Annotated in this window: 16 protein-coding genes; 9 read left to right on the top strand and 7 right to left on the bottom strand. The window is 63.0% G+C overall.

The window, feature by feature from the left end; all coding sequences use genetic code 11:
* From J7J55_08020 to ade, 3 genes are all read right to left on the bottom strand, one after another.
* Positions 1–515: ABC transporter permease (locus tag J7J55_08020; GenBank protein MCD6142640.1), on the bottom strand; the 515-nt coding region annotated here is incomplete at its 3' end.
* A gap of 17 nt (positions 516–532) precedes the next feature.
* Entirely contained in the window at positions 533–1,249 is a 717-nt protein-coding gene (locus J7J55_08015) for a FadR family transcriptional regulator (protein ID MCD6142639.1), read from the bottom strand.
* Between the two features lie 76 nt (positions 1,250–1,325).
* Positions 1,326–3,083 carry an adenine deaminase gene (gene ade / locus J7J55_08010; GenBank protein MCD6142638.1) on the bottom strand — a complete coding sequence of 586 codons (1,758 nt, stop codon included), beginning with the start codon at positions 3,081–3,083 and terminating at the stop codon, positions 1,326–1,328.
* 94 nt (positions 3,084–3,177) lie between these two features.
* Between ade and J7J55_08005 the strand changes: the two genes are divergently transcribed.
* The 4 genes from J7J55_08005 to J7J55_07990 are packed head-to-tail and all read left to right on the top strand — an operon-like array spanning position 3,178 to position 6,510.
* On the top strand, positions 3,178–4,650 hold the full coding sequence (locus J7J55_08005; GenBank protein ID MCD6142637.1) for a pyridoxal-phosphate dependent enzyme: 1,473 nt from the start codon (positions 3,178–3,180) through the stop codon (positions 4,648–4,650).
* Positions 4,651–4,665: 15 nt separating this feature from the next.
* A complete protein-coding gene (locus J7J55_08000) occupies positions 4,666–5,172 on the top strand; it encodes a DUF2478 domain-containing protein (protein MCD6142636.1) in 507 nt (168 codons plus the stop codon).
* Positions 5,169–5,804 carry a cyclase family protein gene (locus J7J55_07995; GenBank protein MCD6142635.1) on the top strand — a complete coding sequence of 212 codons (636 nt, stop codon included), beginning with the start codon at positions 5,169–5,171 and terminating at the stop codon, positions 5,802–5,804. Before J7J55_08000 ends, J7J55_07995 begins: the two co-directional genes overlap by 4 nt.
* Before the next feature lie 55 nt (positions 5,805–5,859).
* Complete coding sequence (locus tag J7J55_07990) at positions 5,860–6,510, top strand: hypothetical protein (GenBank protein MCD6142634.1); 651 nt, start codon at positions 5,860–5,862, stop codon at positions 6,508–6,510.
* Here J7J55_07990 and J7J55_07985 read toward each other — a convergent pair.
* The gene (locus J7J55_07985) at positions 6,500–7,456 is read right to left on the bottom strand and encodes a PKD domain-containing protein (protein MCD6142633.1); all 957 of its coding nucleotides are present in this window, start codon (positions 7,454–7,456) and stop codon (positions 6,500–6,502) included. The genes J7J55_07990 and J7J55_07985 overlap by 11 nt on opposite strands.
* A gap of 57 nt (positions 7,457–7,513) precedes the next feature.
* Positions 7,514–8,959 carry a PKD domain-containing protein gene (locus J7J55_07980; protein ID MCD6142632.1) on the bottom strand — a complete coding sequence of 482 codons (1,446 nt, stop codon included), beginning with the start codon at positions 8,957–8,959 and terminating at the stop codon, positions 7,514–7,516.
* Positions 8,960–9,045: 86 nt separating this feature from the next.
* Here J7J55_07980 and J7J55_07975 point away from each other — a divergent pair, with 86 nt between their 5' ends.
* Genes J7J55_07975 through J7J55_07960 form a run of 4 tightly spaced genes read left to right on the top strand, consistent with a single transcriptional unit; the run spans position 9,046 to position 12,737 of the window.
* Positions 9,046–10,086: a D-alanine--D-alanine ligase gene (locus J7J55_07975; GenBank protein ID MCD6142631.1), complete on the top strand. Its 1,041-nt coding sequence runs from the start codon at positions 9,046–9,048 to the stop codon at positions 10,084–10,086.
* On the top strand, positions 10,086–10,730 hold the full coding sequence (locus J7J55_07970) for an MBL fold metallo-hydrolase (GenBank protein MCD6142630.1): 645 nt from the start codon (positions 10,086–10,088) through the stop codon (positions 10,728–10,730). The genes J7J55_07975 and J7J55_07970 overlap by 1 nt, the downstream gene beginning before the upstream one ends.
* Positions 10,723–11,943 carry a pyridoxal phosphate-dependent aminotransferase gene (locus J7J55_07965; protein ID MCD6142629.1) on the top strand — a complete coding sequence of 407 codons (1,221 nt, stop codon included), beginning with the start codon at positions 10,723–10,725 and terminating at the stop codon, positions 11,941–11,943. The genes J7J55_07970 and J7J55_07965 overlap by 8 nt, the downstream gene beginning before the upstream one ends.
* Positions 11,940–12,737, top strand: a complete 798-nt coding sequence (locus J7J55_07960) for a TlyA family RNA methyltransferase (protein ID MCD6142628.1) — start codon at positions 11,940–11,942, stop codon at positions 12,735–12,737. Before J7J55_07965 ends, J7J55_07960 begins: the two co-directional genes overlap by 4 nt.
* Here the strand turns inward: J7J55_07960 and J7J55_07955 are convergent.
* Both J7J55_07955 and J7J55_07950 read right to left on the bottom strand, forming a co-directional pair.
* Positions 12,734–13,366 carry a flavodoxin family protein gene (locus J7J55_07955; GenBank protein MCD6142627.1) on the bottom strand — a complete coding sequence of 211 codons (633 nt, stop codon included), beginning with the start codon at positions 13,364–13,366 and terminating at the stop codon, positions 12,734–12,736. The two genes, J7J55_07960 and J7J55_07955, sit on opposite strands and share 4 nt — an antisense overlap.
* 33 nt (positions 13,367–13,399) lie before the next feature.
* Positions 13,400–15,274 carry a S9 family peptidase gene (locus tag J7J55_07950; GenBank protein ID MCD6142626.1) on the bottom strand — a complete coding sequence of 625 codons (1,875 nt, stop codon included), beginning with the start codon at positions 15,272–15,274 and terminating at the stop codon, positions 13,400–13,402.
* Between the two features lie 94 nt (positions 15,275–15,368).
* Between J7J55_07950 and J7J55_07945 the strand changes: the two genes are divergently transcribed.
* Entirely contained in the window at positions 15,369–16,328 is a 960-nt protein-coding gene (locus J7J55_07945; protein ID MCD6142625.1) for an endo alpha-1,4 polygalactosaminidase, read from the top strand.
* Positions 16,329–16,535: the final 207 nt, after the last annotated feature.

The raw sequence follows: 16,535 nt of genomic DNA, 5'->3' as shown, positions 1-16,535 counted from the left end.
AGCTTTATCTGGAGGGGATCCATCATCGGCCCGCGCAGGAGGTAGTTCATCCCGAAGACGGCGATGTAGTTGAGCATGATCGTGCTCAAGATCTCGTTCACGTTGAAGTAGGCTTTCAGAAACCCGGCGAGTCCACCCCAGATCGCGCCGGCGATCATCCCGACGAGGAGGGAGGCGGAGATGAGGAGCCATCCCGGCCAATGCGGAAACGATAGGGCGAGGGCGGTGGCCGAGACTGCCCCTACCACGAGCTGGCCCTCACCACCGATGTTCAAAACCCCACCGCGGAACGAGATGCAGATCCCGAGCCCGACGAACAGGAGCGGGGTCGCCTTGACGATCGTATCCGCAATGGCGTTCGTGCTCCCAAATGCCCCAACGAACAAGGCTTTGTACGCCGTCCACGGGTTCGCCCCGAGGACGACGAGGAAGACGGCGCCGATCAGGAGAGCGAGGAGGACAGCAGCAGCCGGAGTGAGGTACACCAGCAAGTCACGCCCCCTCCGATTTCCCATCCGTCCCTTCTCCTTGATCACCGCGTGGAGACAACCTCCTGCATCCGCTCCCAGTGCTCGCGCATCTCCGCAGCGGCCCGGTCTGGATCACTGGCGATGATCGCCGCGAGGATCTTGTCGTGCAGCCCCGCCACCTCTTGCAACCCCATTCGATCCTTGAAGTAGTAGTGGCTGGTGAACTCGCGGTACAGCTTCTGGTCCATCGTGTTGATGAGCGGAACGAGGACGTTGGACACCAGGTTGTTGTGAGCGGCGGCGATCACGGCGAGGTGAAACTCCTTGTCCGCGTCCAGGTAGGCATCCGGATCCCCCTCCTTTGCCAGTTCCTGCAGCCGGGCATGGACCGCCTTCAGGTTCTCGATGTCCGCCTCGGTCCGCTTCTGCGCCGCCAGGCCGGCGACCGGAGGCTCGAACAGGCCGCGCGCCTCCATGATCTCGATGCAGCTATCCTCATTCTCCAGCACCAGCACGGCCTCGTTCCCGATGGTGTCGATAAGTGCTGTCCCGTTGCGCACGTAATTTCCGCTCCCCGGTTTCGACTCGATCAGTCCGACCGCGGTGAGGGCGGCGAGGGCCTCGCGGATCGTGGGGCGGCTCACCCCCATCCGCTCGGCGAGCTCGTTCTCCGACGGGAGCTTGCTCCCCACCGGAAAGTCCCCCTGTTTAATCGCCGCAATGATCTGCTCGGCCACGACAGCGGAGACCTTCTGCGGACGCACCTTTTCAAACGCCATGTTCCTCCCTCCCGATCGAAGCGCCAGTCAAGCTGTATGATAGCATTACCGGCCCGGATTGACAATATCTCGAAGATCAGGAAAGGAACAACGGAACAACTCGATGTTTCTCCACGTCGATCAGTCCGTGATCGGTGATCCCGAGGGCAGGAACGGTGGGAAGGGAGACGAAGGAGAGGGTCATGAACGGAGCAGCGAGAGGGCAACCGAGGGCCCGCGCCGCTTCCCGTACTTCGGTGAGAAGCTTCTCCACCTGCTCAGTTCCGGCTTCGCTCATCAACCCGCACAGCGGGAGAGGGAGGAGGGCCTGCACCTCGCCCTCAGCGGCGACGACGAACCCGCCCTGGGACTCGGCCAGAGCCGTGACGGCGACGCGCATGTCCTCGGGATCGGTCCCCACGACCATGATGTTATGATGGTCGTGGGCGACGCTCCCTCCGATCGCTCCATGCCTCAGCCCGAACCCGTGGATCAACCCACGGCCGATGTTCCCGTTCTTCCCGTAGCGCTCGACGCAGACGATGGGGAGGATATCGCGTTCGCGGTCCGGGATCAGGAATCCGTCTTCCGCTGCCACTTCGGCCTCCCCGGCCCGGTTGACGATCTGATCCGGAATCAGCTCGATCACCCGGGCACGCCTCCCCGCAGCCGGAATGCGAAAATCGTCCACGGATGGTTCCCGGAGCAGGTGGACGGTGTGACGGAGCTCATCAGGATAATCGATCCGGGAAACCGGAGCGGTGAGGGCACCGGCCGCAGCGACCAGCCTCCCTCCCACGAAGACGTACCGCGGTCGGATTCGGTTCAGAGAAGGAGAAAGGATGAGATCGGCGTAGCGGCCCGGGGCGATCGCCCCGATCAGGTGATCGATGCGAAAGTGCTCCGCCGTGTTCAGGGTCGCGATCCGGATCGCCGCAATCGGATCCAATCCGAGCTCGATCGCCCGGTTGACATTGTAGTTGATGTGTCCCTCGCGACGGATGTCGGAAGGGTGCTTGTCATCGGTGCAGAACATGAGGTTGCGGGTGTCGTCCCCATGGGCGATCACCCCGGAGACGAGGGTCTCCAGGTTCCGCTCGCTCGATCCCTCCCTGATCATCACCTTCATCCCGCGGGACAGGCGCGCGGCGAGATCGTCGTAGGTGACGCACTCGTGATCATCGCTCAATCCGGCAGCGGCATAGGCGTCGAGCCGATTCCCGGATAGACCGATCGCATGACCGTTTGCGATCTTGCCTCGGGCCTGTGCGGCGATGATCTTCGCCAGGTGCGCGGCGCTCAGCTCCTCGATCTTGGACGGGTCGAGCTCCCCCAGGCTGACCGCACGCGGGTGGTCGAGGAGTCGCTCGGTCTCGGAGAGCCCGAGGACTCCCCCGGTCGTCTCCAGCCCCGGGGCGGTCGGGACCCGGGATGATACCTCGATGAACGCTCGATAGGGAAGAGAATCCATCCCGTCCATGAACGCCAGCAACCCGTCCAGACCGGCAACGTTGGCGATCTCCATCGGGTCGATGAGCAAGGTCGTCGTTCCCTGGGGGAGGATCGACTCCGCCAACGCGGCCGGGGTGAGGAGAGTCGACTCGATGTGACAATGGGCATCGATCAACCCAGGGATCGCATACATCCCGCCCCCGTCGAACTCTTCCACCGGAGAGAGCGGTGGCGGATCGGACGCGATCGACACCACCCGCCCGCCCTTCACCCCGATGTTCGCGGGAACGATTCTCCGGGTGTAGACGTTCACCAGCCGCACGTTGCGGATGAGAAGGTCGAATGGGATTTTCCCCTGCGCTGCCTCGATCCGCTCCTTCAACCCTGCCAATTCATCCTTCACATTTCCTCCTTGCTATTCGGCCAAGCTGTATGATAGCATTACAGCCGGCGTCGGCAAGCGACGCGATGGACAAACTGAGTTTAGGGAGGATGAGATGATCGACCTTACGATCAACGAAGAGCAGTTGGAACGGACGGCACAGCGGGCACGGGAGCGGGGGATCATCGTCCCCACGTTCGCCCAGATGAAGGACCCAAACAAGATCCCCCAGCCGATCAAGGATCGACTTAAGGAGGTCGGACTGTGGGATCTGCACCCGCTCAACCTGTTCCGGATCACGTGGAAGAACGAGCCGGTGAAGCACGGGGGCGGGTTCGACGGGGTGAACTACCTCGAGATCCCGCATGAGCTGACCGGGGTGCGGGCACGGATCATCTCCCTGGTGGGGAAATGGTTCCCGACCGGGGCACACAAGGTGGGGGCGACGTTCGGGTGCCTTGTCCCGCGGCTTGTCACCGGGCAGTTCGATCCGACGTTCCACAAGGCGGTCTGGCCGTCGACCGGGAACTACTGCCGCGGCGGGGCGTACGACGCCAACCTCCTCGCCTGCGAGTCGATCGCCATCCTCCCCGAGGAGATGTCGCGCGAGCGGTTCGAGTGGCTGGCGAAGGTGGCGGGAGAGGTGATCGCCACCCCGGGGTGCGAGTCGAACGTGTGGGAGATCTTCCAGAAGTGCAAGGAGCTTCAAGCGACCCGCGACAACATCATGATCTTCAACCAGTTCGACGAGTTCGGAAATCACCTGTGGCACTACGACGTCACCGGGCACGCGATGGAGGAGGTCCTGCAAAAGGAGCTCGGCCCGGACGGTAACTACGCCGGGGTGGTGCTGACGAGCGGCTCCTCCGGCACCCTCGGCTGCGGCGATTACATGAAGGAGATCTACCCGACGAGCAAGATCGCGGTCGGGGAGGCGAAGCAGTGCCCGACCCTGCTGTTGAACGGGTTCGGCGGGCACCGGATCGAGGGGATCGGGGACAAGCACGTCCCCTGGATCCACAACGTGAGAAACACTGACATGGTAATCGACATCGATGATGAGGACACGATGCGCTTGATCCGGCTGTTCAACGAGCCGGCCGGGCACGAGTATCTGAGCAAACAAGGGGTACCGGATGAGTTCATCGAGAAGCTCGATTTGCTTGGGATCTCGAGTGTCGGGAACCTCCTCGGCGCGATCAAGTTTGCCAAGTACTACGAGCTGACCGAAAACGACGTCGTCCTGACCGTGTTCACCGACTCGATGGAGCTCTACCAATCACGGCTCAAGGAGCTCGAGGAAAAATACGGCCCCTACTCCGAGATCGACGCGGCGATCGACTATCACCGCCACCTCCAGGGGATCACTACCGACTGGATGGCGGAGCTCGGCTACTGGGACCGCCGGCGAATCCACAATCTGAAGTACTACACCTGGGTCGAGCAGATGGGGAAATCCGCCGAGGAATTACAGGCGCAGTGGTACGACTTCCCCGGCTACTGGGACCGGATCCATTCCCTGGTCCCGGAGATCGACCGGCTGATCGAGCAGTTCAACGAGAAGGTCGGCCTGGTGAAGGAGCTCTAGACGCGCGTTACTGAGATCGGGCCCGTCCTGGACGGGCTGCGGACGAAAACGCCGGTCATCATCACCGGCGGGATCGGCGCGGGAAAGACGCGAACCGGAGAGGAAATCGCCGCCGAGCTCGGAAGGAGAGGGATCGAGGTCGGCGGCGTCCTCTCGTTGCGGGTCATGGAGGGAGAACGGACGGTCGGGTACGTGGTCCGCGACCTGGCGACAGGGAGGGAACATCCGTTCGCCCGCCTGGCTCCGCCCGGGATCCCGATCGGTCGGTTCTTCATCGCCGAACCCGGGCTCGAGTTCGCCCGCGCCGCGATCGAGCACGGAGCTCGCTCCTCCCAGGTCGTGTTCATCGACGAGGTGGGGAGGTTAGAGCTGGCCGGAGGCGGATTGGCGAGCGCGGTGCGGACCGCCCTCCTCGGCCCGGCGGTTCCGATCCTCCTCGTGCGCACCGATTTTCTAACGGAAGTGATGAGGACGTTCTCCCTCTCGCGTACCATTGTCCATGAAGTAAAGGAGGAAGAATGAACGTTGAGATAATCGACCTCACGCGGACGATGCACGACGGAATGGAGGCCTATCCCGGGGATGTCACCGGGCTTGCCGTGGAACGGCTCGCCGATTTCAAACCAGACGGGTACGCGCTGTCGCGCCTCACCTTCTTCCACGCCCATTGTGGCACCCACTTTGATTCCCCGCATCACTTCATCGCAGACGGGCCGGACGTGAGCGAGCTTCCCCTCGTCCTCCCCCCGATCGCGCTTGTCGACACCCGAGCCAGGGAGATCGGACCGGAAGAGCTCTCCGCCGCCGGAAACCTCGTTGGGAAGGCTGTATTGATCCACACCGGATGGGATAAGGAGATCGGGACAGAGCGGTTCTATCGGGACTACCCGATCATCACCCCGGCCGGGGCGGAGTTCCTCGTCACTCAGGGGATCGCCATCCTCGGGCTCGACACCCCGAGTCCTGATCCGCCTGATTCACCCGACTTCCCGGTCCATCACGTCCTCCTCGGGGCGGGGATCCCGATCGTTGAAGGACTCGTCAATCTCGAAGCACTCATCGGCGTACAGGATGCGCGGTTCATCGCGTTCCCTCTCAAGATCACCGGGGTGGAAGGAACCCCGATTCGTGCCGCTGCCGTTATCACAACTTGACGGAAGGGACCCAGAGGTGGTATGGTGAAGCGTCCCTGAAAGCAAGGAGGTTTAAATGCAGCGTAAGGTTGCCCTCGTACTAGTGATCATCTCCCTGTTCTGGACCGGGCTGGCTGTGAGCGGGGCGGACATCGTCCTCACCACCACTGGACACGAGATCACCGGAACGGTCTCCGGGATCGGAGCGGTGATCAGGCTCGACATCGTCCCTGCCGCGGGGCCGGTCAGTGTCTTCGACATCCCCAAAAGCGAGATCCGCCAAATAACGATCGATTTTCCCCGCGTGATCGTGGAGACCGCGAATAAGGTCTACATCGGCCCGTTTGCTTCGTTCACCGGGATCGAAGAGGAAATATCGGTCAGCTCTGCCAGCAGCTCTATCAGAATACCGTTCTCCGGACTGCGGGCGATCGCGCTCAACGAAACCGCGCTTCATCCTGTGCCACGAGAGTGGCTTGGAGACAGGTTCCTCCTCGAACCGAAGGTGATCGCCGCTCCCGTGGTTCAGGGAGCAACGCCGGTTCCCGCTGCGGTTACCGCCCCCACAACAGAGAGGGAACACCCGATAAACTGGAGCGCGATCAACCCCACTCCCGCCATTCCACCAGCGGAGTCATCCTCGACCCCGTGGTGGGTCGGACTCCTCGTCGTCGCCGGGCTCGCTGGACTGATCTACCTTAGCCTAGGAGCGGCGACTAGTTCCTGACGGTCACATTCACCGCTACTGAGTCGGTCAGTCCCTGATCGTCGATCACCGTCAGGGTGACGACAAATGTATGAGATGGGGCACCAGAGGCGAAGGTGTGTGTCACCGGCGTGGCCGTGCTCAGGGAGAGCGTCTCACCGTCACCGAAGTCCCAAACGTAAGTGTCTATCGTATGACCTGGTGCAGCACTGGAGTCGGACGGATCGAACGTAACCTCGAACAACGAGGGGGTGGCGGGGAGGTTAGTAGAGGCGAATACCGTCAGTGGCTCGGTGGCGGTGACTGCCGCAGTCGGGCCGGCGGTGGGGACGTTGGGAGGGACGATCACGCTGATCACCGCGGTGGTGCTGGCGCTTGCCCCCTGATCGTCGGTGACGGTGAGGGTGACCGCGAAGTTGGTCGTGGCTGCTGCCGTAAACGTGTGCGATAGGGTCTTACCCGATCCGGTGGTCCCGTCCCCGAAGTCCCACGCGTATGCGACGATCGTTCCGTCTACGTCGGTGGAGAGCGAAGCATCGAATGTCACGGTCAGCGGTGCATTTCCATACGACTTCGGACTGACGGTGAACCGAGCGCTGGGGGGGTTGTTTCCCGTACCACCGCCTCCGCCGATCACCTCGATGCTCTGTTCATAGGTGGCGGCCGCCCCGTCGTCATCCGTCACCGTGAGGACCACGGTGTAGGTCTTGGTCGTCGCGGTGATGAACGTGTGTTCCGTCGTCGCGCCTGATCCGGTGGTACCGTCTCCGAAGTCCCATCTGTAGTCCTTGATCCTCCCGTCCGGATCCTCAGATGAGGAGGCATCGAACGCTACCGTGAGCGGAGAAATCCCGGAGAGGGGGGTGGCGGTGAATCGGGCGACCGGCGGGGAGTTAAACAGGGAACAGCCCGCCACGATAAGCAGAAGCAGCAAGATCCCAACTACAAGCACCGCCGGTCGTTTCATGCAACCCCCGCACGAGCGGTGCGGCGCGAAATCACCCACACCGCACCGCTCGGCTTGCTAGCTCTTGTACAGCTTCACCGTCCGGGTGAGCGTCCCCCGTCCGCCTTGATTGTCGATCACCTCGAGCGTCACGGTGAACGTGTGCTGCTGTTCATCAGCGGCGAGCGTGTAATTGTGGGATAACTCAGGACAAGAACCATCGTCGTTCGCTGATCTAGTCTCCGTGGTTCCGTCCCCGAAGTTCCACACGTAGGTGACGATTCCCCAGACATAGGTACCATCGGTTCCGTTCCCTTCAGGATCGTAGGAGAGATTTTTATCGCCGGACGTGTAAGGTGCCGTCTCGAAATTGTCTGGTTTATTGCTAGTGCTGTCGTTCGGCAGGTTATTGTGAGCAACGGTTCGCTCATTGTACCAGTACGTACCAGACGGGGTCTGCGATCGGAACCAAATCGTCTGGGAAACGGTCTGGGCATTGTGGATCTCGATGTCATCCACTCCCCACGTCCCTGTAGCGGTTCTCATCTCGAACCCGGCGACCGGCTGCAGGTTCTTCACCGTCACGGTGCGCGAGTAGCTGTCGGTGGCACCGTGATCATCGATCACGGTCAGGGTAACGGTGAAGTTCTGGGAGGACTGGGAGGTGAAGTACGTATGTTTCACTGTATTGTGGCTCGTCTCCGTCTGTGAGCTCTGGTCCCCAAAGCTCCACACGTAGGTGGTCAGCTCCCTCCCGGCAGCAGCGTCCGAAGCAGACGGGTCGAATTGGAACTCGTGCGGCCCGATCTGCGCGCTGTCCGGAGTTACGGTGAAGCTGGCGGTCGGCCCCGAGCTCGGGGTTGGCGATGTGTTGACAATGACGGTTATGTCCTTCGTCGCTGTCGCCTCGGTGTTATCCGAGGCGATGATGCGCAGAACGACGTGGTAGGTGGTCGTCGTCGCCGGCGCGTAGGTATGGGTGGTGGTGATCCCCGTCCCGGTTGTCCCGTCCCCGAAATCCCAGGAGTAATAAGTGATCGCGTGTCCGGCGTAGGTCGAGGCCGAAGCATTGAACGTAACCGTCAGCGGCGCCTCCCCGGTAATCGGAGTCGCAGTGAAGCTGGCGGTCGGCCCTGGTCCCCCACCACCGCTACTCGCTGGTGCCGTCACGATGATCGTCTTCTGCGCAGTCGCCGTTGCACCGTCGTTGTCGGTCACCCGCAACACCACCGTGTAGGTTCCCGCCGCGGTATAGGTATGGGAGACCGAGGCTCCTGTACCGCTCGATCCATCGCCGAAGTCCCACTCATACTTGGTGATCACCCCGTCGGAATCGGAGGAAAGGATCGCGCTGAAGTTGACGGTGAGCGGCGCTTCTCCGGCCAATGTGCTTGCGGTGAACGAAGCGATCGGATCCTTGTTGAACAACCAGCATCCTGTAAGCAGGATCGCCACTGATACGAGCAGGGCGACTCCAGCGATCAGCCGTGCCGCTCGTCTTCTTTTGTGGTTCATCTTTTCCACTTTCGGCCTCCTTCGTCTCGAAACAGAATAAAGCCATCATTTTCAACATATAAAGATCACGGATAGAAGTCAACACCCGAACGCGTATGAAAATCACCCTCCATGTCCGCTCCCTGCGGGACACGGATCAGCATCCATTGCCTCCCGATCACCCGGAAGCTATACTCCGCTTGAGGTCGATAAAGTTGAAGGAGAAGGTGGCGGTACTGTGCGGGGGTGACTCCCCGGAGCGGGAGGTGTCGCTCGCCTCGGGAAGGCGGGTCGCCGCGGCGTTGGAAGGGCTCGGCTATCGGGTGGTACGAGGGGAAATCGAAGACCTCAACGGGATCGTTCCTTTCCTGCACGGTGTTGATGTTGCATTCAACCTATTACACGGAGAAAAGGGGGAGGACGGGACGGTTCAGCTTCTCCTCGAGGCGATGGAGATACCCTACCCCGGGTCGGGTCCATTGGCCAGCTCCCTTGCGATGGACAAGCCGCGGGCACGGGAAGTCTTCATCGGTAAAGGACTTCCCGTTCCGGAAGGGATGCCATACACCGGGGAGGGAATCTCCGAGTTCTGTTCTCGCGCCGTGGCCGTTCTCGGCCTCCCGCTCGTCCTCAAGCCGGGAAATCAGGGCTCAAGCGTAGGAGTGGAGATCGTACATAAAGCAGACCGGCTTACAGCCGCGGCCGCGGAGATCTTGGATCGGTTCGGCTCGCTCCTCGTCGAGCGTTACATCCCGGGGCGGGACCTAACGGTAGGGATCCTGGAGCAAGACGGATCTCCCGTCGCCCTTCCGATCGTGGAGACGCGGCCGAAGCGGGAGTTTTACGACTACACCGCCAAGTACACCCCCGGCATGACCGAGTTCCTCGTCCCGGCCCCTCTCCCCCCGGTGGTGACGACCCGCGTACAGGAGGAGGCGGTCGCTGCGCATCGCGCCCTGGGATGCCGCGGGTTCTCCCGCGTCGATTTTCGCCTCGGAAAGGAGGATGAGATCCCCTACGTTCTCGAGGTGAACACCCTTCCGGGGATGACCGAGCTGAGCGACCTTCCCATGGCCGCGGCCGCGGCGGGAATTTCGTTTCCTGAGCTCGTAGAATACATGCTGCAAAGCGCGTTCGAAACGGAGGTGAACGACTGATGAAGATCAAGTGGATCGGACATTCCTGTTTCCTGATCGAGGGCGATGGGGTGCGGATCATCACCGATCCGTATGACGAGCGGCTCCCGTATCGGCCTCCTGATTTTCCGGCTGATGTCGTCACCGTAAGCCACGAGCACTTCGATCATAACGCCGTCTCGCGCGTGAAGGGGAACCCGGAGGTGGTACGGGGCGTCGGTGAGCACGTCGCACGCGGAATCAATTTCGTGGGGATCAAGTCCTACCACGATGAGGAAGGGGGAGCAAAGCGGGGGGAGAACACGATCTTCAAGTTCGCCCTCGAGGGGATCACCCTGGCCCACTTCGGGGACTTCGGCCAGCGGCTGACCGACGAACAGGCCGCCGCGCTGGCGGATGTGGAGGCGGTATTCATCCCGGTTGGGGGTTACTTCACTATCGGGCCGGACGAGGCGCTCGAGGTGATACGCCGCTTGCCGAACCTGCGGGTCGTCTTCCCGATGCACTACAAGACCGACATCCTTGGGGACGACTTCCCGATCGCGCCGGTGGAGAACTTCTCCCGCCGGGTGCAAAATGTGCGTCGAATCGGAAGCTCGGAGGTGTCTCTGACCAAGGAGTCCCTCCCGGCGACACAGGAGGTGTGGATACTCGATTATGCCTAACATATCGGCCCGGACGGCGGAGCTCCCCGCATCCCCGATCCGCAAGCTCACCCCCCTCGCCCAGGCGGCGGAGGCAGCGGGGAAGACGATCTATCATCTGAACATCGGCCAGCCGGACATCCCGACCCCGAAGGCGTTCATGGACGGGGTGAGGAACGCCGATATCTCCGTCCTTTCCTACAGCCCGTCGCGGGGGATGCCTCGTACCCTGGAGGCCCTGCGCGGCTACTACGCCGAGCACGGGATCGAGCTCTCCTCCGAGGAGATGTGCGTCACGATCGGGGGGAGCGAGGCGTTCACCTTCGCGATGAAGGCGGCGACCGACCCCGGGGACGAGATCCTCGTCCCGGAGCCGTTCTACCCCAACTACCGCGGCTACTCATACCTGACCAACATCAAGTTGGTCCCGATCACCACCTACGCCGAGGACGGGTTCCACCTCCCCGCGCTCGAGGAGATGGAGGCCAGGGTCACCCCGCGGACGCGGGCGATCATGTTCTCCAACCCCGGGAACCCGACCGGGGTGGTATACTCCCGGGACGAGCTCGAGCGGATCGCGGAGCTGGCGCTGCGGCACGACCTGTTCGTGATCTCCGATGAGGTCTACCGCGAGTTCGTGTACGAGGGGGAAGCAGTGAGCGTGTTCGACTTCCCTGAGCTGCGCGACAACGCAATCCTGGCGGACAGCATCTCCAAGCGGATCTCGGCCTGCGGGGCGCGGATCGGGGTGATCGCCTCGCACAACCCGGAGGTGATGAGCGCGGTGAACCGGATGGCGCAGGCGCGCCTCTCCCCGCCGACGTTCGGGCAGCTCGGATTGATAGCGTTCCTCAACGATCCGCACCATGCCGATACGATCGGATCGATGATCAGCAAGTTTCGTGCCCGCCGCGACACCCTGTACACCGCCCTTCAGACGATTCCGGGGATCGTCTGCCGCAAGCCGGCCGGGGCGTTCTACGTGATCGCCAAGCTCCCGATCGACGACTGCGAGAGCTTCGCCCGCTTCCTGCTCACCGACTTCGAGCGGGACGGGGAGACGGTGATGGTCGCACCAGGGACCGGGTTCTATGCCACCCCGGGTAAGGGTAAAGACGAGGTCCGGATCGCCTACGTGCTCGAGGAGGACAAGCTCGTCCGCGCCGTCGAGCTCCTGCGGGAGGGGCTCGCCGCCTATCAGGAGGCGACGGCCGCGGCGGTCGCCGATCAGTGAGCAAGGAACGCCTGGACAAGCTCGTCACCGCCCGTCGTCTGATCCGCAGTCGCTCCAAGGCACAGCGGATGATCATGGCCGGGCGGGTCAAGGTCGACGGTCAAGTGGTCTACCGCCCCGGGCACATGGTCGATCCCGAGGCGGAGATCGAGCTCGTTGCCCCGGCTCCGTATGTGAGCCGCGGGGGAGAGAAGCTCGCCGGAGCACTCGTCGACTTCCGCATCGAGCCCAAAGGGATGGTCTGCCTCGACGTGGGAAGCTCCACCGGTGGGTTCACCGATTGCCTGCTCAAGCACGGAGCGAGCCGGGTACACGCCGTCGACGTGGGGAAGGGGCAGCTCGACTGGAGACTGCGCAACGACCCGCGCGTGGTGGTACACGAAGGGATTAACGCCCGCTACCTGACGCTGGACGACATCGGTGAGCGGGTGGAGCTGGCCACGATCGACGTCTCGTTCATCTCACTGCGGCTCGTCATCCCGCCCCTCGCCGAGATCGTCGACCCGGAGGGGGAGATCATCGCCCTGGTGAAGCCCCAGTTCGAGGCCGGACGGGAGAACGTGACCCGGGGCGGAGTGGTGCGCGACCCCGCCGTTCACATCGGGGTTCTGAAAGGGCTTTTGGACTTCATAACGACGGAGACCCCGTGGGGCGTAGTCGGGGTCACCCATTCCCCCCTGCGCGGCCCGGCGGGAAACATCGAGTACTTCCTCCATCTGCGGCGCGAGGAGGGACGCGCGGTCGACCTCGCCAAAGTGGTCGCCCGCGCCCACTCCGCGTTATCCAACGACTAGCGCCGCCGTCGCTTGCGGGTGGTGTGCTTTTTCTTCGCCTCTTCCGCCTTTCGCCTGGTATCGAGCGATGCGGTCAGCGCCGGGGGAAGGCTCACCATCTCCGCCAGGGCGTCGTGGATCGTCTCCAGTTGGTAATCGCGGGTGCGGGGACTGACCGGGATCAGGTCGAACGGATCGGCCTTGACGTCGTGGATGACACGAGCAAGCTCGGTTAGAGGCCCGATCGCCTCCGCGCTCGACTCCGGCGCCACGGCGATCCCGACCGCCGGCTTTCCGAACAGGGATGACTCCTCCCGCGTCGCCTCGCAGCGGCGCAGCCGGTCGAGGAACGCCCGCATCCCCTCGTCCATCGCGGAGAAGACCGCACCCGTGACGAACACGTACCCCTGCGCCTCCCGGACCGACTCATGCAGGGACTGGAAGTCGTCCTCCACTTCACACTCGTGCTTGGTGCGGCACGTTCCCCACCCGTCCTCTCCACACAAGGCACACCGGGCCAGCTTAAGGTCAGCGATGTTGATCACCCGCGCCGGGCTGTGGCCGTCGATGATCCCCTGGCGGGCCGCCTCGGCGCACGCCGCGACGAGTCCCTCCGGGTTCGGATCGTTCAGAATCACAAGGACTTTCAATCTGTCTCCTTTTAATGCTCCCTCAGCGCCCCCTCAGCCGAACAGGACGTAGCGGCGGAGGAAACGTTCCACGTCGCGATAGAACGACTCTATCGTCTCTGTCTTCCTGAATCCGTGTCCCTCCCCGGGGTAGAGGTGGTACTCGTGCGGGACGCCACGGGCGCGCAGGGAGGAGACGATCAACTCCGACTGCTCCTTGGGGACCACCTTGTCCTCCTCTCCCTGGAATATCGCGATCGGGTCGGAGATCCGCTCCGCGGAGAACAGGGGAGAGCGATCGCGGTAGACCGCGCTCGCTTGCGGGAGCGGGCCGAGGAGGGTGTCGAGGTAGCGGGACTCGAACTTGTGCGTCTCCAAGGCAAGGCCGAACAGGTCGGAGACACCGTACATGCAGATCCCCGCCTTGAACAGGCCGGGATGCTCGGTGAGGGTGCGAAGGACGGTGTACCCGCCGGCGCTTCCCCCCATGATCACCAACCGTTTCCCGTCGGCGCGCCCGCTCGCCCCGAGGAACTCCGCCCCGGAGGCGACGTCCTCCACGTCCAGGATTCCCCACTTCCCCTTCAGCGCCTCCCGGTACGCCTTTCCGTAGCCGGTGCTCCCGCGGTAGTTCACCTCGAGGACGGCGTAGCCGCGCGAGGTGAAGAACTGCGTCCCGGCGTGGTACCCCGCGGTCGACTGCGAGGTCGGCCCGCCGTGCACCATCACCACCGCCGGGGGGAGCCCGTCTCCGGCATAATCACGGTTGCGTGGCGGGTAGTAAAGGCCGTGCACCGTCGCTCCGTCCGGAGCGGTCCACTCCACCGGTTCAGGGGAAGAAAGATAGGCAGGATCGATCGTCTCAGGGAGGGAGTAGCGGTGGACACGGGGTGCGTAGCCCGGAGCGAGGGTAGCGGTCACCACCCGGGGCGGGACAACGGAGGCCTGGCCGATGAACGCGATCGCGTTCTCCGCCGGGGAAGGAGCGAGCTGGCCGAACAGGGAGTAGTCGGGGAACCGCTCCCCGAGCGGCGTGATCCTCCCGTCACCAAGGTCGACCATCTTCAGCCAGTCCCTTCCGCCCTCTCCGCTGCGAAAGACGATCCTCGCCCCATCGTAGGTGAACCCGTACGCCCGCATCCCCTGGCCCCACGCCGGGAGGATGATGTTCTCCCCTTCCGTCAGGCGACGCGTCTCTCCGGATGCGATATCGTAGAGGTACAGCTCGCCGTTCCCGGTCTCCTCGGAGACGTAAGCGAGGTACCTCCCGTCCGGGGAGAACTCGGGTTGGAAGACTGCGATTCCATCATCGCCCGCGATCCGGCGGGCGTCGTCCACCCGTCCGTCTCCGAACCGGCCGAGGATCAGCCGCGTCCCGTCCCACGGCATATTCGGGTGGTCCCATTCGACCCATGCAAGCGAGTCTCCAGCCGGACTGAACCTCGGCTGCATGTAGAAATCGCTCCCCGCGACGAGCTTGCGCGGCCAGTTCGCCCCAGCCGCGTCGACGATCCCGAGACAGTCCTCCTCCCCGTCGCTCCAGACGAATACGACCCAGTTCCCGTCCGGAGAGATGACCGGGGACGCCGGTTCCCCGAACTTTGGGGTGATCGGTCGCGCCTCCCCGTGGGACAGGGGCTGGCGGTAGAGCCTCCCCCCGGAGACGAAGTAGGCGTCCCCGCGGAACACGGTGAAGTCTCCGCCGCCGTAGCCGACGCGGGCCCGTACGGAAAGCTCGACCGTGAGGTCGCGCGGTGCATCCCCGCGCCGCTTGGCAACGAGGACACCCCGATCGGAACGCCCCTCGAGCCAGACCAGTGTCTCGCCGTCCGAATCCCAACCGACATCATAGATCCTCACCCCGGAGGCGATCCGCCGTGGGGTGACCGGGCTCTTCCACAGCCCGAACGGAGCAATCTTCTTGTTCATCCCTCTCCTTTCGCTGCTGACATGGGAACATTATAAGCGAGCACGCGGCAGAGCGTTATTGGTACCTCGCCCTGGAGGGGAATAAGATGAGGGTATGAACGCGATTAAGTCGACTTTGATCCTCCTGGCCTTGGTCGGGCTCTCCGGTTGCCTGTCGGGGGCGGGTCCGGCCGGGACGACCCTCCAGCCCAAGAGTTGGGGGTATCAACTCCAGGACGCCGACCCGGACACGCTGGCGGCCGCCGGGTTCGACCTCGTAGTGATCGACTATTCCCGTGACGGGTCCGCGGCAGGGCGCTACACACGCGCGGAGATCGAGGAGATAGCAAACTCCGGGACGATCCCGATCGCTTACATCAGCATCGGCGAGGCGGAGGACTATCGGTTCTACTGGCAGGAGGAGTGGAAAACAGACCCGCCCGCGTGGCTTGGGAGAGGAAACCCGGACTGGGACGGGAACTACAAGGTCCGCTATTGGGATCCGGGATGGAAGGGGATCGTCTACTCCTACCTCGACAAGATCATCTCCCAGGGGTTCGCCGGAGTCTACCTCGACATCGTCGATGCGTTCGAGTACTGGAGTGACCCGGATAACGGCGAACCGTTCCACCTCTCGGAAAAGGAGGCAGCGCAGCGGATGATCCGGTTTGTGGAGGAGATAGCGGCCTATTGTCGGAAGGTCCACCCCGGGTTTTACATCATCCCCCAAAACGGGGAACGGATCCTCGACTACGACGACGGTAGTTTCCTGAATGCGATCTCCGCGATCGGGATCGAGGACTTGTTCTACGATGAAACCGAGCGGATCCCGGCTTCCGCGGTCGAATACCGCCTCGGGTACCTGGAGCGGATCGCGCGGGCGGGACGGCCTGTGCTGGTGGTCGATTACGTCGATGATGGGACGGGCTACGTCGGCGAGAACCGCGTTCGGATCGATGCGTTTCGCGCCGCGTGCCGGGCCCACGGATTCGTACCCTACGCCGCCCGAGCCGATCGGGCCCTGGACGAGCTGAACGTGATCCCCGGAGTCCAACCAATCTGCAATGAGCGGTAGTTCTCTCCCCGCGCCTCTCCAAGATACCCGCTTGTGATCATTCCTCGAGTACTTCCACCATCGAAAGGCGGCGTTGCAAGAGAAAGATGAGCGCTTAGCTCAACCAGGAAAGCATCAAAACTTGGCCTCGAAACCCCGTTAGCTACTTCTTGGATTACAACCTGAATCCGTGGGAGACATGAAGGAGTCCCTCGTTAAGAGGACTAC

The sequence above is a fragment of the Candidatus Bipolaricaulota bacterium genome (genome assembly GCA_021159055.1).
Lineage (GTDB): Bacteria > Bipolaricaulota > Bipolaricaulia > UBA7950 > UBA9294 > S016-54.
Note: the sequence above shows the minus strand (reverse complement) of the source record. Positions and strands in the feature narration are given on the sequence as shown.